This is a genomic window from Paraburkholderia unamae (assembly GCF_003096875.1).
Classification (GTDB): Bacteria; Pseudomonadota; Gammaproteobacteria; order Burkholderiales; family Burkholderiaceae; genus Paraburkholderia; species Paraburkholderia unamae.
The window spans coordinates 413,281-428,414 of record NZ_QEOB01000001.1 but is presented as its reverse complement, the minus strand read 5'-3'; the positions used below and the strand labels follow the sequence as shown (position 1 = coordinate 428,414).

14 protein-coding genes are annotated in these 15,134 nt (G+C 58.8%); 5 read left to right on the top strand and 9 right to left on the bottom strand.

The window, feature by feature from the left end:
- Window position 1: 1 nt before the first annotated feature.
- From C7402_RS46145 to C7402_RS47340, 9 genes are all read right to left on the bottom strand, one after another.
- Window positions 2-940, bottom strand: coding sequence for a hypothetical protein (locus tag C7402_RS46145; protein WP_133254405.1), 939 nt, complete (start codon window positions 938-940; stop codon window positions 2-4).
- A gap of 1,116 nt (window positions 941-2,056) precedes the next feature.
- Entirely contained in the window at window positions 2,057-2,392 is a 336-nt protein-coding gene (locus C7402_RS01940; protein ID WP_116609445.1) for a hypothetical protein, read from the bottom strand.
- A gap of 111 nt (window positions 2,393-2,503) precedes the next feature.
- Window positions 2,504-2,764, bottom strand: a complete 261-nt coding sequence (locus C7402_RS01935) for a hypothetical protein (protein ID WP_116609444.1) — start codon at window positions 2,762-2,764, stop codon at window positions 2,504-2,506.
- A 118-nt stretch (window positions 2,765-2,882) separates the two neighbouring features.
- Complete coding sequence (locus tag C7402_RS01930) at window positions 2,883-3,692, bottom strand: DUF4942 domain-containing protein (protein ID WP_116609443.1); 810 nt, start codon at window positions 3,690-3,692, stop codon at window positions 2,883-2,885.
- A 63-nt stretch (window positions 3,693-3,755) separates the two neighbouring features.
- The gene (locus C7402_RS01925; protein WP_116609442.1) at window positions 3,756-4,793 is read right to left on the bottom strand and encodes a hypothetical protein; all 1,038 of its coding nucleotides are present in this window, start codon (window positions 4,791-4,793) and stop codon (window positions 3,756-3,758) included.
- Window positions 4,790-5,716, bottom strand: a complete 927-nt coding sequence (locus C7402_RS01920) for a recombination directionality factor (RefSeq protein ID WP_116609441.1) — start codon at window positions 5,714-5,716, stop codon at window positions 4,790-4,792. Before C7402_RS01920 ends, C7402_RS01925 begins: the two co-directional genes overlap by 4 nt.
- Before the next feature lie 38 nt (window positions 5,717-5,754).
- Entirely contained in the window at window positions 5,755-6,750 is a 996-nt protein-coding gene (locus C7402_RS01915; protein WP_116609440.1) for a YqaJ viral recombinase family nuclease, read from the bottom strand.
- A gap of 74 nt (window positions 6,751-6,824) precedes the next feature.
- The gene (locus tag C7402_RS01910; RefSeq protein WP_116609439.1) at window positions 6,825-7,790 is read right to left on the bottom strand and encodes a DUF932 domain-containing protein; all 966 of its coding nucleotides are present in this window, start codon (window positions 7,788-7,790) and stop codon (window positions 6,825-6,827) included.
- Window positions 7,791-7,882: 92 nt separating this feature from the next.
- Window positions 7,883-8,338: a hypothetical protein gene (locus tag C7402_RS47340; RefSeq protein ID WP_208948879.1), complete on the bottom strand. Its 456-nt coding sequence runs from the start codon at window positions 8,336-8,338 to the stop codon at window positions 7,883-7,885.
- Window positions 8,339-8,806: 468 nt separating this feature from the next.
- Here C7402_RS47340 and C7402_RS01900 point away from each other — a divergent pair, with 468 nt between their 5' ends.
- The 5 genes from C7402_RS01900 to C7402_RS01880 all read left to right on the top strand — a co-directional run bounded on the left by C7402_RS01900 (window position 8,807) and on the right by C7402_RS01880 (window position 15,103).
- Window positions 8,807-9,571 (top strand): hypothetical protein, encoded by a 765-nt coding sequence (locus C7402_RS01900; RefSeq protein ID WP_116609438.1) that lies wholly within the window; start codon window positions 8,807-8,809, stop codon window positions 9,569-9,571.
- Window positions 9,572-9,589: 18 nt separating this feature from the next.
- Window positions 9,590-10,327 (top strand): DUF5677 domain-containing protein, encoded by a 738-nt coding sequence (locus C7402_RS01895; RefSeq protein WP_133254404.1) that lies wholly within the window; start codon window positions 9,590-9,592, stop codon window positions 10,325-10,327.
- A 409-nt stretch (window positions 10,328-10,736) separates the two neighbouring features.
- On the top strand, window positions 10,737-12,995 hold the full coding sequence (locus tag C7402_RS01890) for an argonaute/piwi family protein (RefSeq protein WP_116609436.1): 2,259 nt from the start codon (window positions 10,737-10,739) through the stop codon (window positions 12,993-12,995).
- On the top strand, window positions 12,992-14,200 hold the full coding sequence (locus C7402_RS01885) for a PD-(D/E)XK nuclease domain-containing protein (RefSeq protein WP_133254403.1): 1,209 nt from the start codon (window positions 12,992-12,994) through the stop codon (window positions 14,198-14,200). Before C7402_RS01890 ends, C7402_RS01885 begins: the two co-directional genes overlap by 4 nt.
- Window positions 14,201-14,329: 129 nt before the next feature.
- Window positions 14,330-15,103 carry a hypothetical protein gene (locus C7402_RS01880; RefSeq protein ID WP_116609434.1) on the top strand — a complete coding sequence of 258 codons (774 nt, stop codon included), beginning with the start codon at window positions 14,330-14,332 and terminating at the stop codon, window positions 15,101-15,103.
- Window positions 15,104-15,134: the final 31 nt, after the last annotated feature.

Below are 15,134 nucleotides of genomic sequence, written 5' to 3'. Positions count from 1 at the left end.
ATCAGTGGCTCCGCTTCGTGCCGAGATCGCGCTGAAGAACGCACCACAGCCCACGGAATCGCCCCTGCTCGCAAGCAACCATCGCCTCGTCGCGCAGATAACGCAGCAATCGCGTTGAACTGCCGTCGAAACGGTGCCAGTTCTTTCTCAGAAGCGTCATGATCTCCACGTCGGTTTTCCTTTCCCGAATTGGAACAACTGGCTTTCGCAGGGAGCGCATTGCTTTTTCTACTGCCACCCGTCCCTCTGCGGCGGAGAGTCGATGACCGCCCAGTACTTCGATAAAGTGCCGCAGCGCTCGTTGTGCAAAATCGGTTCGGGTCCCCGCATATGAGGACCCCTCCAAGCGTTCGTCATAAGGCAGCACGACGTCCCGGGCAGCATCTGGCACCAATTCTTGCCCACGGTCAGAGGTAACGATGCGGATCCTGCCGATTTGGGACTTAGTCAAGGAAGCCAGATCCTGCTCGATCAACTCGACGTAACTTCCTGGAAGCGCGAAGAACGCCATTGAATCCGCATGCCGACCGAGCAACGCACGAACGGAACTTTGCTCCCCCAACTCTGCTGTCAACGCCGACCACCAGTCGGCGGGTTCTTTACTCAAGCGGGCGAGGAGGGGTTTCAACGAACCAGTCCCACCTGCAACCGTTAGGTCATACGACGGAATCGAATCCGAGGCATCTACCACGCCAAGTCCGGCAGATATCACGTGAAGCGTGCCGTTCAATACTTCTGCTACACGCCGTGCCTCGACAAATGATCGTCCCGCGTACACATCCTGGGCTTGCCTCGACGGACTCACCTTGCCGATGGCCTTCGCCCAGCGTCCAGCAACAGATGCTAGCGGACCGCTGATCTCGATCTCCGAGAGAGAGAGTCCGCTGTTGACCCGCTTTCGGTTTGTGCAGTTCGTTACAACGATTGCCTTGTGTCCCATAACTGCGCCTCTACTCGAAAAATCGGCTCGAAAAACTACACATTGAATTATTTCACAGTGTCGCAGTTATCGGAAGGAAGTTGACCGCCTTGGAGCAGATATGGGCCTTAGCAATGGAAGATATGTAGCTCCAGAACAACAACGGAGGCGTATGGAGGGCCAGACGTGACGGCGAACGATCGGGGACTCACGCCATGTGGAAAGAGCCTCGACGATGCTCGCTGGGTTTTCTCTTTCATCAACGCCTGAAGCGCGAACTCTAAGCGAAGCCTCCCGAATCGGCGACGTCAATAAGCAAGAGGGGAAGCGAATCAACCGATGCAACTCCGGCGTCGACGTTAGCGACAATCAACCACCGAACCCCGAGAGCGATGCTTGCACGGGCAATCGCGCAAGCCACACAGACAACAGAGTTCAGGACCTATGGCCCCTTTGGTCGTCCGACCTTACGACCGTACGAGATCGCCACTTTCAAAGTGCATTTGCATGTAATTAGTAACCCTTATTTAATAATACGACGCCGATAGTTTTGCACTGTAAAGAGCGCTCTCATCAGACATCTCGCCGATGACCATATTTCGAAAAGCGATTCGGGAGATGTGCTTACGCTGGCCCTAGGCGTCCGTCCCGTCGCCTCGATGCCGCGAAAATTCCGTCAACGGTTTTCGGTTGAAGAGACTCGATTGATGGCTTGACATTGGGTGCGATGGCAAAAAAAAGGAACCTGAGTTGCCAAGGGTTCCACTGTGCCTACAGGCCAAGGTTTACCGCTGGCCGTACTGTCAGATGTTGCGGTAGATCTCACCATCACGGTTGTAGTGGAGGTCAGCACCGTCGGTGAACGAAGTGTTATGCGTCAATGGCGACGACGTATTGTCCGTACTCGCCCCCCCATAAGACAATTCGTTTGCTGTGAGATCTTCAGTGCCAAGATGGCCCCAGTCCCCGAGAATATGCCGAGCGAGCAGCAGCACTGCTTCGATGCCGGCTGCATTAAGCGTAGTCTAGCGCTTGGTGTGAGGACGGGCCGCCCCGTCAGGCAGCGCGGCCCGCTCGCGTAGTTGCTCATGCATACCCATCCCTCACGTAGGTAACGACGGGCCAGCCCGAATGGTCCTAGCGTCGGGCGGGGGCGGTCTTTCTACTGGTGACCACGACTTCATCAAGCCGTTCGATGGTGGTGTGCGAGCGATCCCATTCCGTGATGACCAGTATGCGAGTCTGGTCCAGCAGGTGATAGTTCGACAGCAGGCGCAGTCCAGCCTCAATCGACAGTTCGTTTTGCTGGCGGTCGGACTCGGACAGTTCGCCCCAGTCGCCGCGAACGTGGCGAATTAGCAAGTCGATGATCGAGACGTGCGCCTTAGCGATGACTTCCAGCGCGTCCGGCGTGGCGAAGATCCGGCCGAGCTTGAAGCGCGGGCCGGCGTGGTGAGTCGAAGGCAGATTCATGAGGGACTTCTCCTGAAAATGAGCGAGCACGCTCCTCCGGAACTGGCCGGATGCGCGCGATGAAAGGAAAGGAAGCCGGCGCGAGGCGCCGGGTATAGGTGGCGGGTCGGGTTACGAGCCGTCGGTGTCGGATGTTGGCGCGACTCCCACGCCGAATTGGGCGAGTACCATCTCCGAGTGGGTCCGAAGCGCGGGCAGGATGTCGCCAGCCCCGGGCATCGACGCGAGCGTGCGTACCAGCTCGCGTTTCTTATATTGCTCGTAGCAGAGGGCTGCGGCGATGCTGATGGCCGTGACGCCTGTCACGAAGCCCAGCCCTTTCAGGAGCGGGCCAGGGCGTGGCGGGAGATGAATGAAACGGATTGCGGGCATGGAGCCTCCAGATAAAGGACGAGCGCGAACCTCCGGCAAAGCCGGATGCACGGTTGTTGAAACAAGGGAGTGGATTGAGACGGGGGACGCAGGACACGTCCGGGAACTACCGCACTTACTACCGCACTTCTGAGGCAAGCGCGTTCGGGTAGTGCTTTGCGAGAATCACATTCATCTTCTCGACCAGATCGAGCCGCTTGAACGTCAGGTGGCCATTGCCGTTCTTGAACCAGCGCAGATGCACGTAGTCGTTTTCGGCTTCGGTACGCCGTTCACGCCGCGCGTCCGAAATGAGCGAATATGCGCCGTGCCGGTGATCCGGCTCAGGCTTGCCGTCGAACACACGGAACACCCGGAGCAGGTCGTCCAGCTCATTGGTGACACGGTGATTCGTGCTGCCCTGCGAGAGCAGGTACTTGACGATGATCCGCTTGCCGAACCTGAACGGCTGGTTGGTCCTGTAATCCCACGACAGCCTGCGGAAGCACGCGAGTACGCCGCGCTCGAACATGTCGCCGCGCGCGCCGTACAGTTGCGTGAAGGTCGCTTCGATGTTGGCGGCGGTCAACTCGGGCACGTCGCCGTCGGCAAGCTGCCTGTCCCACTGTTCGCGGGCCTGTGCGTCCATGAAGGTGCGCAGGCCCGATTCCGACAGCAGGTAGCTCCAGCCACGCACGTCGATTACGCTCACGATGGCGGCTTCGGCTTCGTCGCGTTTTGCATAGTCTCCGGTAACGGTGGGCCTGCCGCGACAGGCGTAGGCGTCGTCGAGCACAAGCCTCGGAAAGCCAAGATGCGCTGTCTTAGCAATCTGTTCGGCTTCGTTGAGCAGATCGAGGGCGGAGTGGATGCGATCGACGACAGCGACGCGCTGGTTGGCGAGATTGGTGATGCTGATACTTTTGACGAGATCGGTTGTGGTGTCCATGAGCCTCCTGTCGCTTGTACTGGAATGCATTGAAAGGAAAATGCCGGGCACGAGTCCCGGCGCTTATGCCGTCACGTTGCGTTCGGCGAGTTGACGGCGCAGCGCTACCGCCCGCGCCTGGGAACAATTGAGGCGTCGCCGAATGTCGGCCACGGTTGGCCGCACAAACCCAGCCGCGACTTCCATGGCGATACGCGCCACGTCGTCATCGGTCGAGTCGGCAACCGGTAACGGCGTGACGGGATCGTCAGGGGACGCGTGACTGATTCCCGCTGTTTCGCGACTTGCCGCCTCGCTCGCGTGATTCGCAGTGACCGCTGTTACTTCGGGCTGAGACGCAACAGGGCCGTCTGCGAGCGGCGCGACTCCTGGCGCAGTCACGCCAGTAGCGGTGGTGACCGATACCGCTGATGGCGACTGCCGAAGCGCGACCGTCCACAGCAGGCAGGCGACGCCCTCGAGCACAGCTGCGAACGCCAGTCCCGATAGCAGGTCGACGCGCGCAGTCGTCGTGCCGAGTAACGCCGCCAGTCGCGACGTGACCGGATCGGCGAGTAACGCGTCGCGCTGCGTGGTGACCCGGTCGCGTTCGGCTTCGATGCGTCGCACATCGTCAGCCTCCGCGTTGAGCGCGTCGAGCTTCGCAGTGAGCGTCGTGCGACGGCCATCCAGCGTTCGGCAGTCACCCGTGCAACGCCTGGCGTCGATAGCCGTGAGTTGCGCGATCATGGTCGCCCGATCTGCCATGACGACCGACAGGCTGCGGCCGGTCGTGACGACAGGTGAAGCTGTCACGGTCGATGCCCGAAGTGCTCCCGCATGCCGCTGAGCGAGCAGAAAGAAGCCTGCATGTCCGTAGCACACGGCCACGAAGCATGCGAGCCACAGGACGCTGCCCACGCTGCGTGCGACCGCCGACGCTCCACGTGTGAGGGCCGGCAGCACGTGGGCGCTCACGACGAGCACGATGCCGAGTGCTATCAAGACAGCCCTTTCGGGCAGCGTGCCGCCACGCTGCAACCCGGCCAGAACCGAGAGGCTGACTGCTGTGCCTGTGGTGCCGATCGCTAGTGCAACCGCCCAGCGGGACATGGCCGTCATGCCGCCGCCCCACCCAGAAGCACGGCCTTGCGCTCCAGCTTGTCGCGCAGCGTCGTGGGCGCTGGGGCGGATGTATCGGTCGAGGCCCCGTCCGTCGCATCCTCACGATCAGGGGTAGCGTTGGGATAGAACTCTTCGGCGACCGCTGCCTGCTCGTCTGGACTGTCCTCGAATGCGCCATTGGCAAACCCGGCGCGAGCCGCCACATCGAGCGCCGCCTGATCGAATCCGGCGGCCCGCCGTCGCGCACCGAGTTCCTGCGCCTGCCTCAGCGCGTCTTCCAGCGTGCTACCTGAACGCACGCCCAGATCGACGTAATAGATCGGACTCCGGTAGCTCTGCGCCGTGCTCTTGCCCCGAATTTTCAGTTCAAGCGGGAGACAGGCGAGAAGGTTGCCGGACACGGCGCGGAAGTAATGGAGCCTGGCCGAGAGAGCCCGGATCGAGTTCCAGGACGTCGTCCTCAGGATGAACGACCCGAGCTCGTCTTCCTCGCCAATGATCACGTTCAGCCGCGCATACGGCTTGCAGCCACCTTGCTGACCAAACGCACAACCATCGGGCGACGGGCAGGACAGACTCTCGATGCCGTTCCCGTCTTTGCCGACGCGCCGGCACGTTTCACCATTTCCGACACAAATCGGTCGTCCGGTATTTCGGTCGAACAGGCTGTAGTCGGCGCGCAGGTTGAGGTCAGGGTCATTGAACAGAACGCGAACCGGAATCGACCTCAGCTTGCCTGTCGTTGCCTTTCTCAGAGCCTGATCTGCGGGATGCAGCATCCAGCCATCGCGGTTCTGCACTTGCGTCGTGAGCGTGAACTGATCATCCTTCTCCGGCAGACGTTTGCCGTTCTTCTCGCAAATTTTGCCGATCGAGATGCGCCCTACAACAGGCGGTGTGATCGCCAAACCTTTAAGCATGGTGGTTCTCCGAATAGAAGTGAAAGGGCAATGCGAAATCAGGTGGAGACAAGAAAGCGCCTGGAACCGGGCTTCGATAGTGCGTACTTCGCCTCGAACTCGGGGTGATCGAGGAGCAATCGTTTCAGGTCGACGGCGGATGAATCCTTGCTGCGCTTGAACGACACTTCGCCGGTTTCGAACATCGCGCGCGTGGCGTCGCCCATCGCCTGCTGGATTTGCTGTTTCAGCTGCGCTTCGATTGTCTGGCGAGCTTCAATTTCGTCCCTCACGGCTACGAGGTCGGAGAACACTGACGACAGACGCCGATCGTCTGTGAAATCGACCGTACCACCGTTCCCCGGATACAGGTGACGTAGCGCTCGATCGGCTGACTCCGAGCCATCGGCCGGCGGCGGAGTATCCGTCTCGACGTAATGCCAGAACCGCGCTTCGAGTTCGATGAGCCGGGCAATGAGTGCGTCATCCCGCTCGACGCGGAACACTTCCAGCGCCTGGCCGCAGAGCAGCACGGCGACGTGGGCTGCCTGTTTACCTGTCACTGCCAGCTGGTGCTGCACCTGCAATTCAACGTACTCGGGCGGGCCATCGCGCCACAGCCGCGTACCAAAAGCGCCCGCCGTCTTACACTCGAGAATCTGCACATCACGTGCACCAACGATCTCCCGATCGAGGTTGGCGATCATGAAAGGAATCGTGGGGTGTCTCAGTACGGCATTGACGCGCCGCACGCGATTCGCGGTCATTTTGGTGTACGACGCAGCGACTATTGGTTCGAGGATCGCACCCCAATACGTGGGCGAGGTTGTGTCGTCCGGAGCCGGACGTGGCAGGCCTTCTGAGCGCCCTGTCTTGTCAAGCCAGAGCTCCAGGGGGCTCTGATACGGATTCAGCCCCACGGCGGCAGCGGCGTCCGAGCCGCCAATGCCAGTACGACGGACGGCAAGCCAGTCGTCGCGCTCCAGATGCTTCGTTTCAACGAGGCGTAATGCAGGACGGTTTCTGCGCCGCCCGGCTGTTTCAGGTTGGGACATGCATACCTCCAGGTGTGCAAAGGCCCTGCAGGCGAACCTGACCGGGCCGGTGTTGAACGGAAAAGGTGGATGGATTACATGACGAGCCTGAGTGCTTCATCCAGGGCTCGCTGCTTGAGTGCGGCACCGGCACCGAACCACGCAGCGTCGACGCGAGTGTCGTTGCTGCGCGCCCGGCGATGGTGGTCCACATACTCGGTTATACTGTTAAGGAGTCCAAATGCAGTGCCGGATGCCGAAGCGAGGTCGGCACCCATGCCACGACCGGCATAAAGCTGACCAACCGCTTTGATTGCGCGTTCGTTGACCGAAATCGCATCGCGATCGGCCGTGTTGGTCGTGGAATAGGTCAGCACGCGGCGCAGGAATTTCTCCGCAACCGTATCGGACACCTTGCACTCCGACAGCGCCTTCATGCGAACCATGAACGCTTCCCATGACGAGGTGGCGAGGCCCATCTGCCGCTTGACAGCCGCTGCGTCGAACTGCGAGCGGTGCGGCACTTTTACGCAGCCAGTGCTGTCTCCCAGCGCGATAGCGAGCGTGTTCTGGCAGACCACCCTCACACTCGTAAATTGAGCAGTCGTACTTAGTGATCCGTCGCAGGCCGTGGCGAGAAGAAGGTAGCCGTTCACGGTATCGCGTCCCTTGAGCGTGGCCGATTGACCCGTCTTTGCGAGCGCCCAGAGCTTTCGGCCTTCCTTGAGCACGCCTGCGGTTTCGAGTTCGAATCCTGAGAACTCGGTGAGGTCCTTGTAGAAGTCGAGAATCTCGGCAGGCTGGACGACCTGATAGCGGGCCGAGACGACGGACAAGGGTGTCTTGTTATCGCTACGGTAGAGGACCTTCTGTTCGGGAAAGGCGTGGATCGAACCGAGGTTTTCGTTGCCGGCGACGAAGCGCACTTCTGCCTCTTCGATGCTCCAGTCCATCCCGGCAGCTTTGGCCCACGTTTCGAGCGGCTGTTTCGGAGCGAGTTTGTTACCGAGGCCATGCCACGGTTCCTGGCCGACGTAGGCCATCGATTGCACGAGATGCATGTTGACTCCTAGTTAGAATAAAAAGGCATAAAGCCCGGCGCAAGGCCGGGCAGGACAAGTGAAAATGAAGGGGATGAAAGAGGCGGAACAACTCAGTCGGAACGGACGGTGAAGGTGCGTCCACAGGCAAGACAGCGCCAGCCTAGGAGGACCTTCTGGTCCAGAGCTTCGCCGAGCGCCGCGCCCGTGGCACAGCCCGCAACTCCGGCGACGAGTCCGGCGAGGATGGCGCCTGCGATGCTGCCGCAGACTGCGCCGATCGGGCCGCCGACCACACCAAGGACTGCACCTGCCTCTGCGCCCGAGAGTGCAGCAGCGACTGTGCTGGTCACGCCCGCCGCCGCACCAACGGCGCCAAAAATCCGCCTCGCGATGTGGCGTTGCACTGTCCGGGGCGACTCGCATTGCGGACAGGGATAATCACCATCGGCAGTGCTCGAGCGAAAGCGCGGCGATTCGCTGGCATCCGACTGGGGTAGTCGCAGCGGACCGGACGGCCACCCTTCCTCCTCCTCGTCGAACGGGATGAATGGGGGACGGTCATGCATGCGTGCTCGCCTCCTTGCGAACCCTGTCGACGTGCTTGTGGAGCAAGGTTGAACAGAGTGCTCCGCCGGCGAAGGCGAGGGTGAAGGCTGTCAGGTACTCGATGGGAGATGGATACAGCATCGCGAACTCCTGGAAGAGAACGCCGATGCAGGGTTGCACCGGCGAGCCGCGGTAATAGCCGGGCTCGCAACGGTTATATATGGCTCAGATTCTTTTAAATCGTCGCGAGAACGTGTGAACGAGCGTCACGATGGGCTGAACTGACCGGGTTAGATGTTCTGGTATGGAGAGTGAAGAAACGGAGCATCGTGCGCTAACTCCCGGGCGACGCATGATTTGGATTTCGCTGGAAATACACGGCTGTCTCGCAAAAGGCCGGGATGAAACCTGCGGCAGTATCGTCGCCGGATAGAATAGACGTAAGAACGAGCACGTCTGTTTTGGCCAGCAATCCCGGAGCATCGAACATGGATGAGGATTTCGAGCAACACGACGAAGGTCCGCGATACGCCGACCCTGAGACCATCGGCGGCATGGCGCTCTACCAAGCGCTATCGAATCTCGTCTTCTTTTCCGACGACATGTACCTACGTTCGCAGGCGCAAAACCTGAACCTGGTTGATCAGTTTCTCATGCCATTGGAGTACAAGGTACTACGGGAGCTAACTGAGACAGATTCCACACCCGCAAGCACTTACTTTCTGGTGGCGCAGTCGCAAATGTGGATTTTCGCCGCATATGAACTGCTGCGAACCTGGAGGCAACGAGCGAGTGAAATTGTCAAGTGGCACGCGAACGGCGGACTTGAACACAAACTGAAGGCTCTGAAAGAACGGGACAAGGTTGGTTCGCATTTTGGGTTGCGAATCAGGATTGAGAACATCGAGCTGGTACTCAACGACGACGCGATAATAGCCGAACTAGATAGGCAGCTTCGGCATACCTACATCGCCTTCACACGTCTGGAATGGATTCGGGTGTCGCTTGCAAAACACGAAGTCAGTGGTAATCCAAAACAGGCGGCGCTGATGCCCGGCTATGGACGGATCAACACCTGGTGCGGTTCGCTGGACTTCGAACTGGAGAACGGCAAGTACAGCATGGGTTATATCAACCGTCGCGATGTTGCCGACAGCATCCGTCATCTCGATTTCACGGCAGCTCCCCCGGACGACGAGCATCTCAAACTCTTCGATGCATACATGTCCGGAAAGGGATTCGTGTTGGACTGAACCATTGGCATTTAGAAGATGAGCACAATAACCGTCGCACAACTTCTCACGACGTCGGAAAAAATTCTTGACGATCTTCGAAGCCTCATTGTTCGCTCAAGACCTCCGAAGGGTGGACCGGACCGTCTGCGAGTCGGCCTGGTACTAACCATCGCCGAGCAGTTCGAAGCAGCGCTGCTACTGGCGAATTCCCACATGAGTACGCATTCTGCGACCCATGTTCGATCAATGATCGAAGCACTCGTGGCGATGAAAATGCTTGGGACTGATAGCACCTACGTAGACCAGATGCGGTACGAGAAGTCGAGAGGCGAGCGACGTGTCTACGAAGGCATACTTGCTGATCCCAATATTCCCGAAGACTTGAAGGAGCCGATCAAGGAGAGCTACAGCGCTTGCGACGCGCAGTGCAAGGACTTCCGGGCGGCGGGCTACAAGCCGAAAAAAATCAGCGACGACCTCGGAACTGCGGGGCTGTGGCATTTGGTTGGACCGTATTCGATGCTGTGTGCCTTTTCTCACAACGACCTGGCTGTCCTGGCGCTCCGGCACCAGGGCGAAGAGAGCATGGTCTACAAGCAGGACGATGCACCCGAGTTTGTTCAGGCAGTAGTCTCAACTGCGTTGCAGGTACTGATGGATGCGACCAATCAGTTCGGCAAGATCGCCCAATTTCCTGACGATCATTTCGATTCAGTTTTTGCAGCGATGAATCGCAAGTGGAACATCGTCGTCGATAAGCACGTGGAGCGCTAACCAATAGCCGATGAGACGGCACCTTGCGATTGTCCAACTCGGCCACGACGAGCTTTCGACGCATATAGTCAACAAACGCCGCTTCACCACATTTTCCCACGTATCCATCAGCGACGTCAGATAACCGCGTCTCTGGCGCGCAGCAAATTTCCTCCGCCATTTCCCTCGCAAGTTCAGCAGCAGCCATATCCAGATGTTGCATTGAGATACCAGCACCCAAGAAGGGAACGAGCTTATGCTGGGCAAGCAGTTCAGCCATTTCTTCCACAATGCCGGGAAGTGCCGTTCGTCAAGAGACTCGCCAGCCAATGTAATCACCTGTTCCTGGGTATTATCATGTCCAAGCCGGTTGCGTTTGCAAGCAAAGAAAAGCCATAGTGACTAGTGGAAGTCTTCGCGGGGTGCTCGGATGCTGCTTAACCATTTGCCTATCAGCTTCTCCAGTCAGGCCTTCTCGGGCTACCTGATACCTTATACGGACGCTGATCAGCTGCGCGCCTTACGACGGGAACTTCGATCTACGCATTTCTGCCTACGCGTTGGCGACCAGATCGCCCAGTTCCCCTATCCCGCTGTCGGCAAGAGCAAGGGAACGCCGCGCACCTTCGACATCACAGAAGACCACGCGATCGCCAACGCCCTCGCACGGAATGCACTGCTTCGATCCTTTTTCAACAACAGCCGCCAGATCTCTGGGTTGAGACCTGTCCGGTTTGTCAACACTACCAAGAACCTGCTGTCCGGGCCGGAATCGGACACATTCTCCGTTCTGCCCGAGTACAGCTTCGACGTACGGCCACTTGCGCCGCAAGACGGCGCGCTGATCAATGGCGTCGTCATCAACTTTGGAGCTCGACTACTTGTCCGCCCGACAGCGGCGGCGCTGCATAAACGCGGCGCCTCACTGGTCGGGTTGTACCTCCTGGCTGGCGACGAAACCGACGATCCATACATTTTGCCCATGTTCGACCGCAAACTGGCGGGCCGGGTGGTGCGAGTCGAAGATGGTTATGCGTTTCTGGACGACTGCAGGGTCGACCGAATCGCGCTGGATGCGGCGTGGGTCGAACCGAGCACAGCCACATTCGAGCGGCTGGGCGGACAACTCTTGGGGAATCGGTACAAGGCATTCCAGCACGAATTGCAGACGTGCATCAGCAAAATATCCGGTGCCGAGCAACAACTGGCACGGCTGAAGAAAATGTTCGAGTTCAAGGATATTCAGGGTGAGCTTGTCGCGTGTAACGGCCTGACAATCCAGTTGGACGGTCACCTCACGGAAGTCCAACCAGGCATGGGCGTGGGCATGTCCCGGCGTTTCCCGGCACCACAATGCAGCCTCAGGCCGGGCGGCTCCATCACGGTCCCATGGCCAGTTGACCCACAAATCGAATCGAACGGGCCTTTTGACTGCGACAGCTTTGAACGAAAGCGCGTCACGATCGGGTTTATTTTTCCCGCCGAGCACAGCGGACACGTCGAGCAGTTCGGAGCCACGCTACGCGACGGGATGCCGTCCAACGGAAAGCCGCAGCCGTTTTCCCAAGGCTTGTTACGAAAGTTCCGTCTTCAGTCGGTTGACCTCGCCTGGACGCCAGTCAAGTCCGCTGGCAGTAGCAGCCGAGCAAGCACCTATAAGGAAGCCGCGCTGGAAACCGCCCGCCGGGGAGTAGACGTCGCGATCGTGGTCATCACCGAGAACGACAAGGGCCTTCATGGCGCGGACAGTCCGTACTACGTCGCGAAGGCCGCGCTCATGTCCCAAGGCATACCGGTCCAGATGGTCCGGATCGAGACGATTCTGCAGCCTCCTGGGAGTCTGGCCTTCACGCTTACCAACATCGCGGTTGCGCTGTATGCCAAGCTCGGTGGTATCCCATGGACCCTCGCCTTGCAACAGAAGATGGTTCACGAAGTCATCGTCGGGATTGGCAGCGCGAGAGTCGGATTCGACCGGCTAAGTGAGCGGGAACGTCTCGTCGGGATCACGACGGTATTCAGCGGCGACGGGAACTACCTGCTGGGTAATGCAACCGCAGAAGTCGAAGCTGTGCGCTATCAGGAAGCGCTCCTTGCTTCGCTTGAGGCTAGTCTGGCCGAGCTGCGGCGGCGATTTGGCTGGCAAAAGGGTGACCGACTTCGCATCGTGTTTCACCAGTCGTTCAAGCGATACAAGGATTCTGAGGCCGCAGCAGTTTCCGATTTGGTAAAACGGCTGTCGGATTTTCAGGTCGAGTATGCCTTTGTGCAAGTCAGCGATGAGCACGACTGGAAGCTGTTTGATCCCACCAGCGAAGGAGTGGCAGCCGGCAGAAAAGTGAAAGGCGTGGCAGTGCCTGATCGCGGACAGATCGTCCCTCTTGGACCGTACGCGGCCTTGGTCACCTTGACGGGTCCGCGTCAGCTGAAATCCGACGCACAAGGCTGCCCGCGTCCGGTTCTCGTCGCTATTCATCGGGACTCGACTTTCCAGAGTCTGGACTACATTGCAAAACAGGTCTTCGACCTCAGCTTCATGTCGTGGCGCACCGTCATGCCATCGTCGCGGCCGGTATCCATTTCGTATCCCAATTTCGTCGTGCAACTGCTCGGGAATCTTCGGCAGGTACCCAACTGGAATCCGGACATTCTCACTACACGGTTGCGCGAGAGCAGGTGGTTTCTATGACCGCCACATGGATAGGTACGGCGCTTGAGCAACTCCGCTCGAACGTAACCGGTGCGAACCGCAAAGGCAACGTCGGCGGGTTACTTGCCAGGCACCTGCTCTCCGGCGACCCGCGCTTTAACATCGAATGGGACGTGAACTGCAATGAGACATGGATGCATGACGTCTACGATGCGTCGAATCTTGCGTGCGTAGCCGCTCTCGCCTACACGATCCACGCAACGGGAGACGGAACATATCTTGCCGATCTGGAGAACGGTCTGATGCGGGCAACAACCCGCGATCCCGCGGCTGCGGGGCATGGAACGGCCCTGCATGACATCGGTGTGCTGCTTGGTCTTTGTATTGGCGCGCAACTGTTGAGAAATCGGTCGGAGAGCTATGCCATCTGGTGCCTTTCAGTAGCACGACAACTTGCTCAGACGCCGAGCGGACGTACGGACGCATTGACCTGCTACGCGTGCCACCTCTGTACCAAGGATCCTCTCGCACCGACGCTCGATATGCAGTCGCCGGTGGAATCCAGGGCGGCCTTCGCCTGGTGGTTCCGCCTGCCCAGCGAGATTAGCAAGGCGCCCCACGAACAATTGACGAAAGTGCATGAATCCGTCGTTCAGGACGCCCTGTCGGCGTCCCTTGATCGTTATCCCGCTCATCAAAGCGCCCTGATATGGAGTTGCATCCGCAATGCCGTCTCAGACACGACGTCGGATGCACTCCGCTCACCAGCGACCGTCGTCCACGCACTGCGCAATTTTGAGACGGCCATGAAGAGGTGGCGGTGGGACTCGGACAAACTTCAGAAACCGATCCGGTGGCCCATCAGAAGCGAGCGTGAGGTCCAGGACATCCTTTGGCTCATCCTACGACCGATCTTCGACGATCTCGAAGACGAAGATACTTTGCCAAAATTCGGGCATTCTACATACCGTGCTGATTTCGGAATTCCCAGTCTGGGCCTGCTCATTGAGGCGAAGTACGCCCGGTCTGCCGGTGACTTCAAGACCATAGAAAAGGAAGTGCTGCAAGATCTGGTGCCCTACCTCAAAACGCCCGAGCGCTACAGCGAAGTCATCGTCTTCATCTACGATGAGTCAAGCAGTGTGCAAAATCACGACACGACAATTCGTGCGCTCCGTTCATTGCCTGGTATCTCAGAGGTACTGGTGGTCTGCCGGCCGTCGCAGTTGCCACTTGGGTCCTAAGACCGAGGCGCTTCGCGTCCGATGCGCCAGCGTGAACTGCCTAGCATTCGCGGCAAATCCGCATCCTTAAACGATTAGATCACCGCCTTGGGGTCGAGTGACAAAATTCGTACATTTTAGAGGCCGAGTATGAGCACAATAACCACCATCCTCGACATGATTTTGCGTAGCCATTTTGCAATAGGCGTGTTGTCGGTCGTGACTGCTCCGATTGTCTTCGGGGTTACCCTGACCAAATTTCGCAATGGAAATCTGAGACTGTCTCAGGGGCGTACCAAACGCCTCTACGACATCATGAACCGGAAGAACGGTGGTCGCAGCGCCTCCTCGGGAGCGTTGCAAATCGCCGTCAAGGACATGCTCGGCATCGAGCTACCCGGCGATACCATTCGATTCGCGCTTGAGCGTGACAGTCCACTGACGCTGCTTCGCAACATCCAGCAAGCGGGCGCGCACGTCAAATTCCATCCTCGAGAGAGATGCTTCAAGGACGCGCGAACCAAGCCTAGGCTGTCTCTTCAACAGCTCTTTCAGATCTTGATGCTGTTTGCCGTCGCCCCCTATGTCGCGCTGGTATTCGTCGGCGTCGTTTTCAAATTTATCGAGCCGATCATGGTGGCCACACTACTCTCGCTCGATTTGATCGCCATGCCAGTGCTGTTAAACGCAGCGTTACGAGCCGATGCAGCTAGCCGATTGCTCAAAACCGACACGGTTTATCCGCTCCCACTTTCAGAAGTCGATCAACAGTCCCCCATTCAATCGGAAGCGAGCCCCAAGCCGCGGAAGCGGCGAACGAAGGCCGGCGCAAGCGAAGGAGCAGCAGGCGTAGATCCATCTCGCGTAGTTAATTCAGCAGCTTCGGCCGCCGTATTGCCTGCACTCGCGACAGATACCGTCTAGACGCAATGGCGGCAACGCGCTCCGCCCGATA

What these genes read in the sequence shown, in the direction of transcription:
- C7402_RS46145 (WP_133254405.1), bottom strand. Translation starts at nt 940, where the DNA reads ATGGGACACAAGGCAATCGTTGTAACGAACTGCACAAACCGAAAGCGG.
- C7402_RS01940 (WP_116609445.1), bottom strand. Translation starts at nt 2,392, where the DNA reads ATGAATCTGCCTTCGACTCACCACGCCGGCCCGCGCTTCAAGCTCGGC.
- C7402_RS01935 (WP_116609444.1), bottom strand. Translation starts at nt 2,764, where the DNA reads ATGCCCGCAATCCGTTTCATTCATCTCCCGCCACGCCCTGGCCCGCTC.
- C7402_RS01930 (WP_116609443.1), bottom strand. Translation starts at nt 3,692, where the DNA reads ATGGACACCACAACCGATCTCGTCAAAAGTATCAGCATCACCAATCTC.
- C7402_RS01925 (WP_116609442.1), bottom strand. Translation starts at nt 4,793, where the DNA reads ATGACGGCCATGTCCCGCTGGGCGGTTGCACTAGCGATCGGCACCACA.
- C7402_RS01920 (WP_116609441.1), bottom strand. Translation starts at nt 5,716, where the DNA reads ATGCTTAAAGGTTTGGCGATCACACCGCCTGTTGTAGGGCGCATCTCG.
- C7402_RS01915 (WP_116609440.1), bottom strand. Translation starts at nt 6,750, where the DNA reads ATGTCCCAACCTGAAACAGCCGGGCGGCGCAGAAACCGTCCTGCATTA.
- C7402_RS01910 (WP_116609439.1), bottom strand. Translation starts at nt 7,790, where the DNA reads ATGCATCTCGTGCAATCGATGGCCTACGTCGGCCAGGAACCGTGGCAT.
- C7402_RS47340 (WP_208948879.1), bottom strand. Translation starts at nt 8,338, where the DNA reads ATGCATGACCGTCCCCCATTCATCCCGTTCGACGAGGAGGAGGAAGGG.
- C7402_RS01900 (WP_116609438.1), top strand. Translation starts at nt 8,807, where the DNA reads ATGGATGAGGATTTCGAGCAACACGACGAAGGTCCGCGATACGCCGAC.
- C7402_RS01895 (WP_133254404.1), top strand. Translation starts at nt 9,590, where the DNA reads ATGAGCACAATAACCGTCGCACAACTTCTCACGACGTCGGAAAAAATT.
- C7402_RS01890 (WP_116609436.1), top strand. Translation starts at nt 10,737, where the DNA reads ATGCTGCTTAACCATTTGCCTATCAGCTTCTCCAGTCAGGCCTTCTCG.
- C7402_RS01885 (WP_133254403.1), top strand. Translation starts at nt 12,992, where the DNA reads ATGACCGCCACATGGATAGGTACGGCGCTTGAGCAACTCCGCTCGAAC.
- C7402_RS01880 (WP_116609434.1), top strand. Translation starts at nt 14,330, where the DNA reads ATGAGCACAATAACCACCATCCTCGACATGATTTTGCGTAGCCATTTT.